This window comes from Bacillus sp. URHA0034, from assembly GCF_056280405.1.
Genome location: NZ_JBWCDK010000002.1, coordinates 275049 through 290615 on the forward strand (window position 1 = coordinate 275049; position 15567 = coordinate 290615).

The 15567-nt window shown below is 39.7% G+C and carries 18 protein-coding genes; 7 read left to right on the forward strand and 11 right to left on the reverse strand.

Features of this window, described 5'->3' with window-relative positions; all coding sequences use genetic code 11:
- Positions 1-52 precede the first annotated feature (52 nt).
- Both thiC and ACZ9EE_RS03620 read left to right on the forward strand, forming a co-directional pair.
- Positions 53-1837, forward strand: a complete 1785-nt coding sequence (gene thiC, locus ACZ9EE_RS03615; RefSeq protein WP_476025318.1) for a phosphomethylpyrimidine synthase ThiC — start codon at positions 53-55, stop codon at positions 1835-1837.
- Positions 1838-2089: 252 nt separating this feature from the next.
- Positions 2090-2488, forward strand: a complete 399-nt coding sequence (locus tag ACZ9EE_RS03620) for a CBO0543 family protein (RefSeq protein ID WP_476025319.1) — start codon at positions 2090-2092, stop codon at positions 2486-2488.
- 133 nt (positions 2489-2621) lie between these two features.
- On the opposite strand, the gene ACZ9EE_RS03625 is transcribed toward ACZ9EE_RS03620, so the two are convergent.
- Both ACZ9EE_RS03625 and ACZ9EE_RS03630 read right to left on the reverse strand, forming a co-directional pair.
- Positions 2622-4124, reverse strand: coding sequence for a DHA2 family efflux MFS transporter permease subunit (locus tag ACZ9EE_RS03625; RefSeq protein WP_476025320.1), 1503 nt, complete (start codon positions 4122-4124; stop codon positions 2622-2624).
- 155 nt (positions 4125-4279) lie between these two features.
- Positions 4280-5122 (reverse strand): aldo/keto reductase, encoded by an 843-nt coding sequence (locus tag ACZ9EE_RS03630; RefSeq protein ID WP_476025321.1) that lies wholly within the window; start codon positions 5120-5122, stop codon positions 4280-4282.
- Positions 5123-5236: 114 nt separating this feature from the next.
- Between ACZ9EE_RS03630 and ACZ9EE_RS03635 the strand changes: the two genes are divergently transcribed.
- Positions 5237-5437 (forward strand): lmo0937 family membrane protein, encoded by a 201-nt coding sequence (locus tag ACZ9EE_RS03635; protein ID WP_476025322.1) that lies wholly within the window; start codon positions 5237-5239, stop codon positions 5435-5437.
- A gap of 59 nt (positions 5438-5496) precedes the next feature.
- On the opposite strand, the gene ACZ9EE_RS03640 is transcribed toward ACZ9EE_RS03635, so the two are convergent.
- From ACZ9EE_RS03640 to ACZ9EE_RS03650, 3 genes are all read right to left on the reverse strand, one after another.
- Positions 5497-5634 (reverse strand): hypothetical protein, encoded by a 138-nt coding sequence (locus ACZ9EE_RS03640; RefSeq protein WP_476025323.1) that lies wholly within the window; start codon positions 5632-5634, stop codon positions 5497-5499.
- A 210-nt stretch (positions 5635-5844) separates the two neighbouring features.
- Positions 5845-7422, reverse strand: coding sequence for a phytoene desaturase family protein (locus ACZ9EE_RS03645; protein ID WP_476025324.1), 1578 nt, complete (start codon positions 7420-7422; stop codon positions 5845-5847).
- Between the two features lie 219 nt (positions 7423-7641).
- Positions 7642-7914 (reverse strand): hypothetical protein, encoded by a 273-nt coding sequence (locus tag ACZ9EE_RS03650; protein WP_476025325.1) that lies wholly within the window; start codon positions 7912-7914, stop codon positions 7642-7644.
- 214 nt (positions 7915-8128) lie between these two features.
- On the opposite strand from ACZ9EE_RS03650, the gene ACZ9EE_RS03655 reads away from it, so the two are divergent.
- A complete protein-coding gene (locus tag ACZ9EE_RS03655; RefSeq protein WP_476025326.1) occupies positions 8129-8947 on the forward strand; it encodes a cobalamin-binding protein in 819 nt (272 codons plus the stop codon).
- A gap of 71 nt (positions 8948-9018) precedes the next feature.
- Here the strand turns inward: ACZ9EE_RS03655 and ACZ9EE_RS03660 are convergent, their stop codons facing one another.
- The 5 genes from ACZ9EE_RS03660 to ACZ9EE_RS03680 all read right to left on the reverse strand — a co-directional run bounded on the left by ACZ9EE_RS03660 (position 9019) and on the right by ACZ9EE_RS03680 (position 13221).
- Positions 9019-9987 carry an LCP family protein gene (locus ACZ9EE_RS03660; RefSeq protein WP_476025327.1) on the reverse strand — a complete coding sequence of 323 codons (969 nt, stop codon included), beginning with the start codon at positions 9985-9987 and terminating at the stop codon, positions 9019-9021.
- 170 nt (positions 9988-10157) lie between these two features.
- A complete protein-coding gene (locus ACZ9EE_RS03665) occupies positions 10158-11150 on the reverse strand; it encodes a DUF3231 family protein (protein ID WP_476025328.1) in 993 nt (330 codons plus the stop codon).
- A gap of 105 nt (positions 11151-11255) precedes the next feature.
- Entirely contained in the window at positions 11256-11867 is a 612-nt protein-coding gene (locus ACZ9EE_RS03670; protein ID WP_476025329.1) for an NUDIX hydrolase, read from the reverse strand.
- A 21-nt stretch (positions 11868-11888) separates the two neighbouring features.
- Positions 11889-12656 carry a TSUP family transporter gene (locus ACZ9EE_RS03675; protein ID WP_476025330.1) on the reverse strand — a complete coding sequence of 256 codons (768 nt, stop codon included), beginning with the start codon at positions 12654-12656 and terminating at the stop codon, positions 11889-11891.
- Positions 12657-12903: 247 nt separating this feature from the next.
- Entirely contained in the window at positions 12904-13221 is a 318-nt protein-coding gene (locus ACZ9EE_RS03680) for an antibiotic biosynthesis monooxygenase family protein (RefSeq protein ID WP_476025331.1), read from the reverse strand.
- Positions 13222-13405: 184 nt separating this feature from the next.
- Between ACZ9EE_RS03680 and ACZ9EE_RS03685 the strand changes: the two genes are divergently transcribed.
- The 3 genes from ACZ9EE_RS03685 to ACZ9EE_RS03695 all read left to right on the forward strand — a co-directional run bounded on the left by ACZ9EE_RS03685 (position 13406) and on the right by ACZ9EE_RS03695 (position 14341).
- Positions 13406-13627 carry a hypothetical protein gene (locus ACZ9EE_RS03685; RefSeq protein ID WP_476025332.1) on the forward strand — a complete coding sequence of 74 codons (222 nt, stop codon included), beginning with the start codon at positions 13406-13408 and terminating at the stop codon, positions 13625-13627.
- Between the two features lie 70 nt (positions 13628-13697).
- A complete protein-coding gene (locus tag ACZ9EE_RS03690; RefSeq protein ID WP_476025333.1) occupies positions 13698-13856 on the forward strand; it encodes a hypothetical protein in 159 nt (52 codons plus the stop codon).
- Positions 13857-13996: 140 nt separating this feature from the next.
- A complete protein-coding gene (locus ACZ9EE_RS03695; RefSeq protein ID WP_476025334.1) occupies positions 13997-14341 on the forward strand; it encodes a YkgJ family cysteine cluster protein in 345 nt (114 codons plus the stop codon).
- 150 nt (positions 14342-14491) lie between these two features.
- On the opposite strand, the gene ACZ9EE_RS03700 is transcribed toward ACZ9EE_RS03695, so the two are convergent.
- Positions 14492-15517, reverse strand: a complete 1026-nt coding sequence (locus tag ACZ9EE_RS03700) for a threonine aldolase family protein (protein WP_476025335.1) — start codon at positions 15515-15517, stop codon at positions 14492-14494.
- Positions 15518-15567 lie beyond the last annotated feature (50 nt).

Consider the following 15567-nt stretch of genomic DNA (forward strand, 5'->3'; position numbering starts at 1 on the left):
TTCATGTTCTAGAACTCGTCCTTTTATTAAATAAAAAGGGAGAGATTTATCAATGGTATCCACCTCATTAAATGAAAAAAACATTTCCATCATGTCAAGCTTTTCAGGCAGTAAAAAAGTTTATGTAGAAGGTTCAAGACCCGATATTAAAGTTCCTATGCGTGAAATTGAACTAAGTCCGACAACAAGTACCTTTGGAGAGGAAGCGAATTCCCCAGTACGGGTGTATGATACAAGCGGCCCCTATACAGATTCAAATTATTCCGTAGACATCACAAAAGGTCTGCCTGCCCTTCGTAGTACATGGATAAATGAACGATCTGATGTTGAAGAATATGAAGCCCGTGAAATCAAACCAGAAGATAATGGGTATCAAGATCTAAACGACCCAAGGGCTAATCATAAAGTTTTTCCTAGATTAAAGCGTAAGCCATTACGAGCAAAAATAGGAAAAAATGTGACACAGCTCCATTATGCAAAAAAAGGAATCATTACACCTGAAATGGAATACATCGCAATCAGGGAAAATATGAAGCCTGAATTTGTCCGTGATGAAGTGGCAAGAGGCCGGGCGATAATCCCTTCTAATATCAACCATCCAGAGACAGAACCAATGATCATCGGACGCCATTTTCATGTAAAAATAAATGCCAACATTGGGAATTCGGCGGTTTCCTCATCGATTGAAGAGGAAGTGGAAAAAATGACGTGGGCTACTCGCTGGGGCGCTGACACGATTATGGATCTTTCTACAGGGAAAAACATCCACACGACTCGTGAGTGGATTATTCGAAACTCAGCCGTTCCTGTTGGTACGGTTCCGATTTATCAAGCCTTAGAAAAAGTAAATGGAATTGCCGAAGATCTAACTTGGGAAGTTTACCGTGATACCTTAATTGAGCAGGCTGAACAAGGTGTCGATTACTTTACCATCCATGCCGGTGTCTTATTACGATATGTTCCGTTAACAGCGAAACGGTTAACCGGAATTGTCTCACGTGGCGGATCGATTATGGCCCAATGGTGCTTACACCATCATAAAGAAAACTTTTTATATACTCACTTTGAAGAGATCTGTGAAATTATGAAATCATACGATGTGGCCTTCTCATTAGGAGATGGTTTACGTCCAGGTTCTATTGCCGATGCAAATGATGAAGCACAATTTGCGGAATTAGAAACTCTAGGCGAATTAACGAAGATTGCTTGGGAACATGACGTACAGGTAATGGTCGAAGGTCCAGGACATGTACCGATGCACCTCATTAAAGAGAACATGGATAAACAACTAGAAATTTGTAAGGAAGCGCCCTTCTATACACTGGGACCTCTTACTACGGATATTGCTCCCGGATATGACCATATAACCTCTGCGATTGGAGCCGCAATGATTGGCTGGTTTGGAACCGCCATGCTATGTTATGTAACTCCAAAAGAACATCTTGGCTTACCAAATAGAGACGATGTTCGCGAAGGAGTCATTACCTACAAAATTGCTGCACATGCGGCTGATTTAGCTAAAGGACATCCCGGTGCACAAATTAGAGATGATGCATTATCAAAGGCTCGTTTTGAATTCCGTTGGAGAGATCAATTTAATTTATCTTTGGATCCTGAACGTGCACTAGAATACCATGATGAAACCCTGCCTGCTGAAGGGGCCAAAACAGCCCATTTCTGCTCCATGTGCGGGCCAAAATTTTGCAGCATGAGAATCTCTCATGATATTCGGAACGCTGCAAAAGAAAACCAACTTGATCAGAAGCAAGAGATTGAAAAAGGAATGAGGGAAAAAGCCGAAGAGTTTAGACATTCTGGTGGTAACATCTATCAGTAAATTTGTTTCAGGAAATCGCAATAACTAAATGTGCCTTAAAAAACCTTACCTAAGTTTCTTGTCAAGGTAAGGTTTTTCTCTTTGCATTTTGATTAGAGGAAAAAAATTAATTATTTTGAGTTCAAATGATAATAATAAAAAAACATATTAATGCTTTTATGATTATGCAATGGTTTCATACATAATGGAAGAAGCTCTAGTTGGTGAACCTATGTTTCCTATTATGATGGGTATTATCACAATCCTCAGTGCATGCAAGTGGGGAGATTGGAAAAATTGGGTTATCTCCACACAATTCAATATTTCATTCTTGGTGACATGCTTTATAACTTGTTTACTTGGGATTATTCGTTATGGACCTATCCTCACCCACCCAATTTACTACCCAACCACTTAACGAATAATCTTTATATCATGTTTACAATGTATCCCAGTACGATGTTAATTTTTTTATTTCGGTTCCCTAAAAATAACGTTAGGAAGCAAATTCTTTATATTTTACTTTGGATTGTTTTATGGTTAATTTTCGAACTATTTATGGTAATCAATGGTTTTTGTGTTTACAGTCACGGCTGGACTTATGGCGGGTCGATTGTGTTTGCGTGCCTTATGGTTCCCATGTTGTTGCTGCACATAAAAGACCAATATTAGCCTACATTCTATCAGTCCCAATTATTGTGTTTCTACTTTTATGGTTCCATGTTCCTGTTTTTGACATGAAATAATCACAAGAAAATTGACGTATGTTAATCATACGTCAATTCGTGTGTTGATTTTATTTAAGTTACTGCATCTGCGGTACTTTTTTTATGGCCTTCTTTTGGATTGGTGCTTCTTCCTTTTTACCAGGTCGGCGGATAAAGAAAGCTAAAATAAAGGCAGCAATCGATAAATAGGTGGCAATCATAAAGGCATCATCGATCCCCATTACGGTTCCCTGTTTAATAGCCATCGCCATATGAACCTTATCCGTCGGAGAAATCTGTTCCCGACTCAAAATAGATTCCATATGTTCTTTCCCTTGATTGGTCATGATAGAGACAAAAAAGGCCATGCCAACTGCCCCTGCCACCATCCTTAACGTGTTCACCATCGCGGTACCATATCGATTTAAACTAAGTCCCAAATCATTGAGACCCGCTGTAAAAATCGGCATCATTAGGATTGACATTCCAAACATCCGTGCCGTATAAATCCATAAAACATAAGTATATGATGTATTCGTATGAAGCTTTGTTAGTGCATAAGTAGTTACAATCGTGATCGCTAAGCCAACGATTGCTAACCATCTTGCACCATATCGATCGAACAACTTCCCAGTGATGGGTGACATGATCCCCATCACGATGCCGCCTGGGAGGAGCATGAAACCTGCCTCAAGCGGGGTGAAACCATGGATATTTTGCATATAAATCGGCATTAAAATCATTCCTGAGAACATCGCCATCGTGACAATCACGTTAATAATCGTGGTTAACGTAAACATACGATACTTGAAAATCCGGAATTCTAGAATAGGATGACCCACCGTTAATTGACGCCACACGAACAGAACGAGGCTTATTCCTCCGATGACAAACAAAGTAACGACCTCCGGATCGGTCCACCCTTTGGTTCCTCCTGTCGAAAAACCATAAAGTAAACCGCCAAATCCAATCGTCGATAAAATCACACCAAGAACATCTAATTTTGGACGGCTTGTTTCTGTCACATTTTTTACAAAGAAAATAGCTAATATAAAGTCGATCACTGCAACCGGTGCAATGATATAAAACATCGTATGCCACGAGTAGGTTTCAATGACCCACCCTGCCCAAGTTGGACCGATTGCTGGAGCAAAGTTCATAGCAACACCAAAAATCCCCATCGCGAACCCGCGCCGTTCAATTGGAAAAATCGTAAAAATAACATTTGTTATTAATGGAAATAGAATGCCTGCCCCGATTGCCTGGACAACACGGCCAATTAAGATGATATTAAAAGTAGGTGCAATCGCACAAATAAACGTACCAACTGCAAATACACCCATCGAGAATAAAAATAATTGCCTTGTTGTATATCTTTCCATTAAAAACGCCGTAACCGGGATCACAATCCCATTGGTTAACATAAAGATGGTACTCAACCAGTTTGCGGTAGAAGCTGAGATATCAAAATTGTCCATAATTTTTGGCAATGCTACATTAATGACGGTTTGATTCAAAAATGCCACAAAAGCCCCAGCTAATAAAACCGCAAATATCGGTGTTGTTCGAATAACCTTGTTTGTTGTTTCAGTAGTACCCAAGTGAATAATTCCTCCCGTATTTCTATTTCTAATATGACCTTAGTTAGTATATTACTGGATAGCATGTGTATACAAGGAAAAAGAAACATTCGAAGCATGGGGACGGTTCTTATGCTTCCTTCGAAGCATGAGAACCGTCCCCATGCTCCATTCTTCTAGAATTCTTCGTATGTAGCGGGATCTTGATTGTTGATTCTTCCATCCGGGCGAGTTAATCCTGATATTATGTTCATTTCTGTTTCATCTAAGGAAAAATCAAATATCGAGATATTTTCAAGCTGCCGTTCCGGTGATCCAGATTTAGGGATTGAAATGGCCCCCAGTTGATAATGCCAACGTAAAATAATCTGTGAAATCGATTTATGATGGTGTTCGGCAATTTGCTGAAGGGTATCATTTTGAAACACTTCATTTGCCCGTGCTAATGGACTCCAGGATTCGGTTACAATATTGTTTCCATTGTGCCAGCTTCTTTGTGAGGCTTGATTGAAAAATGGATGTAATTCTATTTGGTTCATGCTCGGTTTTACGCCTGTTTCCTTTTCTAAACGCTCAAGATGTTCAGGCAGGAAATTGCAAACACCAATCGAACGAATCAGACCCCATTTTTTGGCGTCAATTAAAGCCTGCCAAGCCTCAACATAGGTCTCTTGCTTTGGATTTGGCCAATGAATTAGATAGACATCATAATAATCTAAATTTGCTCGATATAATGATTCTTGAATTGTTGTAACAGCCTTATCATAGGTTTGATAGCGGCCTGGCAGTTTGGAGGTAATCTTTAATTGTTCTCTTGGAACAGAACTTCGGCGAACGGCTTCCCCTACTGTTCCCTCATTTTCATAATTATAAGCTGAATCTATCAATCGATAGCCGGTATCAATCGCAGCTAAGATCGATTTGACACCTTCATTCCCTTTAAGCTGATACGTTCCTAAACCAATAACTGGTAATGTCAGCCCATCATTTAGTGTAATTTCTGGAATTGATTTCCCCATCACTATCTCTCCTTTCAAGTCTATCTTTAAATTACCATAATGATAATCAGATTTCATCGAAATAGATTGAAGTAAAAAGATACGTCGACTATGGTTGATTTACTTTATTAAAATATGGGTATGATACATATCAAACCATTTCTTAAGAAAGAAGGGATTTTAATGATTTGGACAATTGTCGGGTTATTACTATTATTCTGGGTACTTGGGCTTGTATTCCATATTGCCGGAGGACTTATCCACCTTCTATTAGTAGTGGCTGCCATAGTCATCATCTTCAAATTTATAACCGGCAGGACGAAGAATCGAGCGTAAAAACACGGGGACGGTTCTTGTGCTTCTTTAGAAGCATGAGAACCGTCCCCGTGCTTCTTTTATTGCTTTTTAATTGGGGTAACAACGGCAAATAAGTTCTCGGTTGGATCAGAGACATTAAATTCAATAATTTTATATCCATTCCCTCCATTTTTGTTATCGTTTTTCTGTGGTGTTATTACTAGCTTGTTGTTCATTGTCATACTTCCTTCCTAACTTTTCTGGCACAGAAGTTACTATATGATCAATGTTTGCAAATGTGATTCCTATTTAACTGATAGGAGAAAATTTTTTTACACCTTTAGCAACCTTTTCTCAAGAAGAAGTCTTAAAAAAAGAAAAAACCCTATTTCCAAAATCAGAAATAGAGTCTCTAAATCACTATCAACATAGGAACAAAAACAGTATTACTGTGCCAACAGTTTCTTAGCGACAATATACCCGGAACCGCCATTCACTCCATGTCCTGGCCAGGTCGCGGCACCAAGCATATAGACATTTGGAACGGCGGTGTGATGACCAGGCTGCCCTGGGAGGGGTCTAAACAGATAGCTCTGCGCCAAATCGTGTGCCCCGCCATATGGATCCCCAGGTCCTGAATTTGGGTTAAATCTTGCGATCGTATCAGGTGTAACGACATATTTACCAATAACCGCACTAGGAATGTTCGGAATATGTCTGCTCACTACATCTAGTACCCGTTCGGTAAACCTCTCTGTTAAATCATGCGTCCAGGTTCCGTCCCCCACCTCAATTTGATTAGCCGCATCCCCGCGTGGACGAATCGGCACTTCCAATACCTGCAGCCGCATGATGGCTTTGCCTTCCGGGGCACGAGTGGGGTCAATATTTGTCGAACAGTCAACCGTGAAAGTTGGTTTAGCTGGCAGCAGATCAGCCATCCCCTGAGCAATCGCCATTGTAAATCCGTCCAATCCGTCCGTTAGATGCGGCTGACCAACACGATGGAATCGTTCATCCGGCCACTGTGGCGGTTCATTAAGAGCTAAATGAATCTGTACACAGCCGCGGCCATAACGAAACTTTTCTGCTTGGGCACGCAGCGGCGGTGAGATTTCCGTATCCTTTAAGAGGGAGAGATAAAGTTGATCAGGTGTAGTCGTGGCTACCACGGCCTGCTTAGCATAGTATTTTCTTCCTTTAGCTGTCCGAACACCCACTGCTTTCCCCTTTTCCACTAAAATTCGCTCAACTAGAGATTGGGTTAGAATCTCCCCACCCTGGTCCTTTATTAATTGGACCAAGGCGTGAATCAGTTTTTCACTGCCGCCTTCCGGAGTAGGCATACCGCCACCCATCAGTGCCATTGTCGTCAGCGGCACCCAAACACCGCTCCCTACTTCATCCGGCGTTCGCCCCAGATGTGTGACCCAAGATGCGAGCATAGCCCTCGTTACCGGTGACTTAAGGGAACTAACGGTATGTCGAGCTGTTGTGACAAGAGATGCCGCAAAAGGCGAATAACCAGCTCCACCCTCTTCATGTAACAATCGCTTAATAATAGGAGAGGCTTCAGGACTTGATAGATCCATGTTAAATAAACCGAATACATCGTTCACATAAGGATTTAACTGTTCAAACATGGCAGCCAAAGCCGAACCATCACCAGGAGCAAGCCTCTCTGCTTCTTCCATGAGTGCTGCAAACGAAGTCGGCAAAACCGCGGTCTGGCCGTCTTCCATCGATACACCAGTAGGCAAATCCGTATTTAAATAGTTTAGTCCCCGCTTTTCTAAGTCCTCTCTAAGTTCAGCATACGCGGGGCCGGTGGTAAAGAGCGGATGCGCTGCTGCAAAGACATCGTGCTTGAATCCGGGTAACGTCAGCTCCTCAGTGCGCAGAAAACCGCCTGGACGATCATTTTTCTCTAACACTAGCACACTACGGCCTGCGCGGGTTAAATAGGCCGCTGCTATTAACGCATTATGGCCGCTTCCCACGATAATCACATCATATTTTCCCACCCGATATCTCTCCTCCATATAGCTTATAGCCAAGTTATACGTAAAAAGATATTCTGACATCTGGATATTAAGTACTAATTCTAGCTAAAATTCATTTAGATATTTAGTTCTATGTAGTGCTGAAATGTCCCTGAAAAACCAGAAAAAGGAACGTCCTTTTCTAGACGTCCCCCTTTTCTAGTAAAGCCCCTTCTAAGCTTAAGAAACTAGTATTATATATTATTTAACTTCTTCCCAATAATATTGAATAGCCTCTTTCCTCACTACCTCTGGACATTCAACTTCCTCTTCCCAGTGGTCATAATTGTTCTCTCCATTTACATGTTGGATATCAACACTATAAAATTTATCTTTATATTTGAAAATAATCACGACCATCTCAGAATAACCAGCATCATCATGTCCAAGTTCCTGGACAAATTCGAGTCCGTAACTTTGATGGTTTTTACGTTCGGCAACAGAATCTAGTAAAATATTTTTAGGAAACTTCATTTTTTTCCTGCTCCTTCATTTTTATATGCGTTTTTTACTACATAATAAAATCATATTATAGGGTCGATTGCAAGGGCAAAATATTGACTCTTTTTCCAGAAGGCCATTCTTTCCCTATGTCGTATACACTCTTCTTTATTTAATTTTGATTATGTCCAAATTGAAAAAGGTTTTATTATAATAGTTATAAGATCGTATAGATGGGAGATCGCATATGAAATTGATTTCGATTTGTCCAAGTAATACCGAATTAGCAGCTTATTTAGGGTTAACTTCTTCCTTAATCGGGATAGATCAATTTTCTGACTGGCCTGAAGCAATCAATGGATTACCAAGGCTAGGACCAGATTTGGACATAGATATGGATAAATTAGAAAAGTTACAGCCTGATTTGGTTTTAGCCTCCCTTTCCGTTCCAGGGATGGAACGCAATATTTCGGAAATGGAAAAACGCCAGATCCCATATGTCATTGTTCCGAATCCACAAACCTTGCAAGAGGTTGCAGACTGTCTTTTGTTTGTCGGAAAAGCAACCAATACCGCTGACAAAGCTCACCAGCTTTATGAAAGATTTACGCGTATTCTTCAAACCTACGACTCTTTAAGCCTGCAAGTAACAAAACGAAAAACACTTTATTGGGAATGGTGGGCAAAGCCCATATTCACTCCAGGTGCTGGAAACTGGTTGACCGAAATGAGCAGGCTTGCCGGTGGACGAAATATTTTTGACGATCATTCTGTAGCAAGTGTCCAAACAGATTGGGAGGATGTAAAAAGCCGAAATCCGGACGTTATCTGCGTTGTATGGGTAGGTGTTCACAAAAAGAAAGTAAACCCAAAGGTCATCCTCAAACGTCCAGGCTGGTGCCAAATGAACGCCATTAAAAACAAACAACTCTATATTCTCGATGAACCTCTTTTTTGCAGGCCATCCCCCCGCCTATTAAACGGGTTGGCCAGAATTGGACACTACCTTCATCCTGACATTTATCCACAGGTAAACGAACATCTCGACTTGTTAATTAATTCTTGACCGATTAGGAATAGCTGGATCACAAAAAAACACTTACTCTTGGTAAGTGTTTTCTTGCCTATCTGCTCGATTTACGATGCTAAAAATTCATTTATAGCCGACTGGTTTTCATCCAGGTTGATGCGGAGGACTGCTCCAATACCATCAAATGTTTCATTTCTAAAAGAACCATCCACTGGAACACGCATCGTTTTTATGTCACCGGATTGCTTGGTTAGCAAATCTTTCCCCAAAGAAAACATCGTTGATTTATCTAAATTGGTATCAACATACGAACCAACAACCCCCATTATTTTAGGAAGCTTTACTAAGGTACCGACACTTAAGGCTTCATCCTTTAGTTTTCCAATGACTTCCTGCTGTCGTTGAACTCGGCCAAAATCACTGAGGTTATCATGTCTAAAGCGGACATATCCTAATAACTTATCACCATGTAAAACTTGATTTCCTGACTCTATCGTCATCCCAATCCCAGATGACATTTCATGTGGTACATCTACCTTAATACCATCAGGTGCGACGATATCTGCAATTTTAGAGAATCCTTTAAAATCAACAACTGCATAATAGTTTACATCAAGATTAAAATTTTCTTTGATCGTTTTTCTTAGTAATTCTGGCCCGCCAAATGCATACGCAGCATTGAGTTTTTGCTTTCCATGTCCTGGGATATCGACATACGTATCTCTCATGATTGAAATCAACTTAGCTTTATGGGTATTTTGGTCATAATGGGCAATCATGATTGAATCCGTTCTGGAATGCTCTTCCCCACGGCTGTCACTTCCTAACAGGAGGACATTTATTTTTCCAAATTTCACTTCTTCGCCATTAAAAGCGTACGCTTTTTTTGTATTATTGTTGCCGTCCTTACCGAGCATAACTCCCTGTGTATACTCATAAGCACTAAACGCACCAACCCCAATAATCATTAAAAGGAATAAAAATATAAAAACTCTTTTCCATTTAACTCTTCTTCTTCGTCGCATTCTCTCCATGGTACACCTACTATCATTATTGTATTCTTTCGAAAAATTCATTTTAGGAATCTATTAAACTGGTAATTATATTTTCATAAAAGGATAACTTAGATTTCCTAGTTTTAAAATATACTGATTTGTAGCTAATTTGTCAATTTTTCATTTGTCCTAGCCAGATTATCCTATATCCATAAAAAATAGCTTGGTTAACACCAAGCTATCCGAACTAACTAATTTCTTAATTTTTTCCGGTCAACAGCCATTGGAGGTTGTTCCATCCATTTATTTTTGATCATTAAATTCATGCCATCATCGGAAAATGTCATCATTTCAGCTATCAGTTGTGCATATCGCGCACCAACGTCTCTGCGCATCATCGTTGCTAGACTAAAACCATATTGTTCAATCCCAGCTCCTGTCAGAACCGCACCATGAAACATAATCAATTTGTCGGAAAATGGGGATACAGTAGTATCTGTAACTAAAGTATACCAAGGCATGGAACTTGATAATTCTTCCTCTTCCATTACGGAACGTAATTCTTTGAGCGTTTTTTCACTAATTTCTTTCCCTCTTGTTAAAAAATCCCTAACATCCTTTGATTTTGCTACTTGTGAAAAAGCAATAAGTAAAGTTTTACAAACATCAAGTGTCTGTAAATTAAAGAAAAGATTGCTGATTTCTAACGATGTTAACGGCCGTTTCTCACCTAAAAAACCCTTCATATAACCTAATTTTTGAATGATCTCTGATTGGGCTGGATCAGGAATATAAGGCGGTCTCACGTATAATCCCTTGGAGAGAAGCAGTTCCTTTGTCCTGGTATTTAACTCTGTCGAAGAGCTTATGCATTCTTTATAAAACTCATGAACATCCCTGCGGGCCACCATCGAAAGTGTTTTTGCGTAGTACGTTAATCCCAAATTAGCTAAATGATGCAGGTATAATAGAACAAATTCATCTGAAAATAATCTAGGAGCATTTAGATTTACATCTTCCTCAGTAAAACCAATTGGGACTGGAATATTTTCTTTTGAAAATGTTTCAGCAGCAAACTTTGTATGAATTTTAGACAAATCTAATGCATACGATAATATTTCCCTGATTTCATCATCCTCGCACTTCTCCAAATAATAGCTAATACAACAAACAGCCATACTATCTACCATATAATTGACCCATAAAAAGCCCTTTTCTGAAGCCGTTAAATATATACCTTCCATTTTGCACCCCTAAACGATAGTGATTCGTTTATTTTTCGACAAATATGGTATTTTATTCAATTCAAAAAAAGTGAGAATGTTTTCCACACTCTCATTCATTGGTCCTTATTTGATTTTTTCGTCTATTTTTTCGATAATGGTTTGATAATATCCGGCTGGGTGTGGAACAAATTGATCTCGTCCCACGAGTTGATTGATCAAATGCTTACTGCCGTCTGCTTTTACTTCATACCCTGCCACTCTAATTACGTCTTTCTTTCCCGTCCAGAGTTGGCAGAAGTCGTTAAAATCGACTTTTACAATCCCTGCCACTTCTTCTTTTTGAAGATTAAAGTCTTCCATCTCCATATGACATTTATATAAAAATACGTTTGCTATTTCATTATCGATATACGTTCCCTGAATCGAGCAATAATCAATGATTCCTAGTGACCGTAACTCTTCAAAGGCAACATCGACACCTAGTTCCTCTTTCACTTCACGGACACCGTCTGCTACTGTTTCATTGGCTAATAGGTGACCTGCTGCGGTGATATCGAAGAGAGACGGATTCTCTTTTTTTCGTTCACTGCGAAGCTGTAAAAGGAGATCATCATTGCTTACAAACCAACAATGGAACACTTCGTGCCAATATCCTTTGTTATGTACCTCTTCGCGACTCGCTACACCTATTTCTTTTCGCGCTTGGTCGAATATTTTTAATTGTTCCGTCTCCATCTTGATTCCTCCTGCTTCTTGTTAATGAAGAAAATCATATGTATTTTTCGCAAGCAGTAAAAAGGTCACGACGATAAACAAAGCCCGGACATAACCACTTCCACGTTTGATCGCAAATTTTGAGCCGCAGATGGCCCCAGCAAATTGGGCAATCCCCATCGGTATGCCATAAGCATAATTGATATGCCCTAAATACATGAACATAAGCAGTGCGGCAACATTACTGCCAAAATTTAAAAACTTGGCATTTCCTGCTGCTTTTAAAAAGTCAAAGCCAACCATTAAAAAGGCAAATATGAGGAATGAACCGGTTCCCGGACCGATAAACCCATCATAGAATCCAATCGCGAATATAAGAATTAGAAAGATCGTTAAATCACGAAAGGATAATTTTTTATTGGTGTTGACACTTCCCCAGTCCTTTTTAAAAATGGTATAGATCGCAACAGCCGCGAGCATGATCAGCATCAAAGGCTTCAAGATTTCAGGGTTCATCAAATGAACTGTCCAAGCACCAATCATCGAGCCAATAAACGTTAAAGGAAATAGCTTATATACGGACTTGATATCAAGCTTTCCTGAGCGGTAGAACATAATCGTACTGGTTAACGACCCGATCGTTCCTGCTAATTTATTGGTGGCCACCGCTGCCGCAGGTGACAAGCCTGTAAATAGCAAGGCCGGTAAGGCAATCAGTCCGCCCCCGCCGACAACTGAATCGATAAATGCGGCTAAAAAGCCAAATACAATTAAAATAACTAATAAGGATGGATCTAAATCAAATGGCATCTAATCACTCTTTCTTTTATCACTACTGAAATAGTAGCTAAGATTTTCATTATTGTAAATAGTCCTTGTTAAGTTGACACGCTTAACTAGTGATGATGCCCCCCCCCTTACACCAACATACGTTTGTTTACTTTGTTAATAAAATCTTTCCTAAATAAATCGTTAGATGCCTAGCCTGAGACCCACTGATCGATACGCTAATACAAAAAGGTAACAAGGGATTCCCTGTTACCTTTTTTAAAGCCCGCTATTTCGTGAAAGAGTAAGCTCGCTCCACTTTACAAATTCTCACGGTATAATTCTGATACCATTCCTCTTTGCCTTTTTGCTGGGCAAGTCTGTGCACAGCATGATTTTTCCATGCCTCGATCGCTTCTACTGAATCCCAATAGGAAACTGTAATGCCTAATTGTGAATCCCTGGCACTTTCCATTCCTAAAAAACCCGGCTGTGCCGCCGCTATTTCCTCCATTGTTTCTGCCATTTTTCCATAGCCCTTATCCCCTTCTGTGCGCTCGGAAGTAAAAATGACAGCATAATAGGGCGGTTGTGGTGTTTTGTTCATCCCTTTTTCCCCCTTTATTGGTGACCATAATTCACTATATACAAAATTTCATATAAAAAGGGATCCTGCCATAAAAATACTTTTTGTACAATTTTTTAGGAACATGGTCTCTAATTTAACAATAATCATATATTTAGATGAGGATTATTTCTACCCCATTCTATATGAAAATAGGTGAGACTAAATGTTTGCCGTTCATTTTTTTGAAAACAAAAACCTCTTATTAAGTCAGCTCCTTCAACGGATCCCTTCCGTCGGGGAAGAATTAAAAATAAAAGGCAAAAAAGGAACGATTTCGAGCGTTACCAATGTGGAAGAAAATAAGTTTCATGTCCAAGTGGTCTTAGAAAAAGTCACAAAAGGTAAAACTGCAGTTGCTGACCTGTCCAAGAAGAAAAAACGGTAATATAATACAGGTATCAGTCCAGCCTCTCTTTTTATAAAAAAATATCATTTTAAAAAAGGACTGATTCCTTATGAGTCATGACAAAATGCCTTTGAATGATAATTCGATGGAAGACCGACTCGAAAAAATTATCCAGAAAGAGAAGGAAAAACTGGATTCTCTCGAACAAAAGTTAAATGAATTAATGAACAAACTAGAGAAGTACTCAAAAAAGGATAAAAACCAATAATTTCAACCATCCATTGTTAAAATGATGGTTTTTTTTATTGACGAGTAATCGTTAACATGGTAAATATACAGATGGAAACATATTCCTTTTGTAGTTATTAAGATTACTATAATTACCGATTCATAGAAATGGGGAAACAGATGGAGCAATTACCATGTCGGGGCTGCAAAGGGTTGTGCTGTGGTCCAGTTGCTATTACAGAAAGGGAATTAAAGAAGATTAGAAAGAAAATCAAAACGATGCCTCAGAAGACACGGTATCAGTTAGAACATCAAATCCGCTTTCATGGCACTTGTATTTTTTATGATTTGGAAAAAGACCGGTGCGGGGTTTATTCTGTCCGTCCTAAAGCGTGTAGTATGTTTGGCTATTATAAGGGTATGGCCTGTTTTCGCAAGCCAGAGGCAGCCACGAAAAATCATGATTTTAATGAAGAACCCGCTGGTGTTCTTTCGATTGATTTCACGTGGAAGGATTTTAAATAAAGCAAACCAGAGCGTCTCAAGGAGTGCTCTGGTTTTCATTTTATCGGTTATGTAGTTACCTTTAATAAATGGCCTTCATGAGGCCCATTTCGCTACCCCTGCCACTCGATTTGTCCTCATTTCATTTCAGTTCCAACTTGTTTTTCCGCCTTACAACCATCTTTTCAATTCCTCAATAAAGCCAACAACCTCTTCCTCTTTCGTTGCCCATGAAGTCACTAAACGAATCGCCGATTGATCCGCATCGATCTTCTCCCAAACATGAAACGAATACTTTTTCTCCAACTCAGCAATCACCGTATGAGGTAAAATCGGAAAAATTTGATTCGAAGGAGAATTCGTTAAAAACTTTACATCAGCTTGTTTGAGTGCTTCACAAAGCATCCCAGCCATCCGATTGGCATGATTCGCCAAGTCAAAAAACAAATGATCCCGGAACAATTCAAGAAATTGGATTCCTAATAATCTTCCCTTCGCCAAGAGCGCCCCTTTTTGCTTAATATGATAACGAAAATCCTCCTTAAGAGAATCGCGGCAAATCACTAAAGCCTCGCCGAGCAAAGCCCCATTCTTTGTTCCGCCGATATAGAAAGCATCAACTAGGTCAGGTAAATCACATAATTGAAGGTCATTTTCTATCGAACAAAGCGCAGACCCAAGTCTTGCCCCGTCCATATATAGTATAAGATTCTGTTCCCGGCAAAAATCACGTAACGCCTGCAGCTCTTCTTTTTTGTAAATAGACCCGATTTCGGTCGAATTTGATATGTAGACAAGTTTTGGTTTAACCATATGTTCATCCGGATGACCCTCTAACACGGCTTGCACACCCGCCGGCGTTAGTTTTCCATCTTTACTAATGACAGAAAGAACCTTATGCCCTGTTGCCTCAATCGCACCTGTCTCATGGCCAAGAATATGACCAGTACTCACGGAAATGGCTGCCTCATGCGGTCTTAAAAAGGCTGAAATAGCTGTTAGATTCGTTTGCGTTCCGCCCGTTAATAAATGGACATCTACGTCAGTCCGTCCCAGTTTCCCCTTAATCAGCTCGATTGCCTGTAAAGAATAATCGTCTTCTCCATATCCTTCTTCTTGAACTAAATTAGTTTCCATTAATGCCTTTAATATTTGAGGATGTGCTCCCTCACTGTAGTCATTCTTAAAGCTGTACATGTGCAGTTCCCCCGTTTTTATTTTACCATTTTGATTTCACTCTTTATCCT

Bases quoted from the DNA above. Each gene is read 5' to 3' on its own strand.
- ACZ9EE_RS03635 (WP_476025322.1), top strand. From the start codon at position 5,237: ATGGGTATGATACATATCAAACCATTTCTTAAGAAAGAAGGGATTTTA.
- ACZ9EE_RS03670 (WP_476025329.1), bottom strand. From the start codon at position 11,867: ATGGAGACGGAACAATTAAAAATATTCGACCAAGCGCGAAAAGAAATA.
- thiC (WP_476025318.1), top strand. From the start codon at position 53: ATGGTATCCACCTCATTAAATGAAAAAAACATTTCCATCATGTCAAGC.
- ACZ9EE_RS03640 (WP_476025323.1), bottom strand. From the start codon at position 5,634: ATGAACAACAAGCTAGTAATAACACCACAGAAAAACGATAACAAAAAT.
- ACZ9EE_RS03630 (WP_476025321.1), bottom strand. From the start codon at position 5,122: ATGGGGAAATCAATTCCAGAAATTACACTAAATGATGGGCTGACATTA.
- ACZ9EE_RS03655 (WP_476025326.1), top strand. From the start codon at position 8,129: ATGAAATTGATTTCGATTTGTCCAAGTAATACCGAATTAGCAGCTTAT.
- ACZ9EE_RS03665 (WP_476025328.1), bottom strand. From the start codon at position 11,150: ATGGAAGGTATATATTTAACGGCTTCAGAAAAGGGCTTTTTATGGGTC.
- ACZ9EE_RS03685 (WP_476025332.1), top strand. From the start codon at position 13,406: ATGTTTGCCGTTCATTTTTTTGAAAACAAAAACCTCTTATTAAGTCAG.
- ACZ9EE_RS03690 (WP_476025333.1), top strand. From the start codon at position 13,698: ATGAGTCATGACAAAATGCCTTTGAATGATAATTCGATGGAAGACCGA.
- ACZ9EE_RS03650 (WP_476025325.1), bottom strand. From the start codon at position 7,914: ATGAAGTTTCCTAAAAATATTTTACTAGATTCTGTTGCCGAACGTAAA.
- ACZ9EE_RS03620 (WP_476025319.1), top strand. From the start codon at position 2,090: ATGCAAGTGGGGAGATTGGAAAAATTGGGTTATCTCCACACAATTCAA.
- ACZ9EE_RS03660 (WP_476025327.1), bottom strand. From the start codon at position 9,987: ATGAATTTTTCGAAAGAATACAATAATGATAGTAGGTGTACCATGGAG.
- ACZ9EE_RS03700 (WP_476025335.1), bottom strand. From the start codon at position 15,517: ATGTACAGCTTTAAGAATGACTACAGTGAGGGAGCACATCCTCAAATA.
- ACZ9EE_RS03695 (WP_476025334.1), top strand. From the start codon at position 13,997: ATGGAGCAATTACCATGTCGGGGCTGCAAAGGGTTGTGCTGTGGTCCA.
- ACZ9EE_RS03680 (WP_476025331.1), bottom strand. From the start codon at position 13,221: ATGAACAAAACACCACAACCGCCCTATTATGCTGTCATTTTTACTTCC.
- ACZ9EE_RS03675 (WP_476025330.1), bottom strand. From the start codon at position 12,656: ATGCCATTTGATTTAGATCCATCCTTATTAGTTATTTTAATTGTATTT.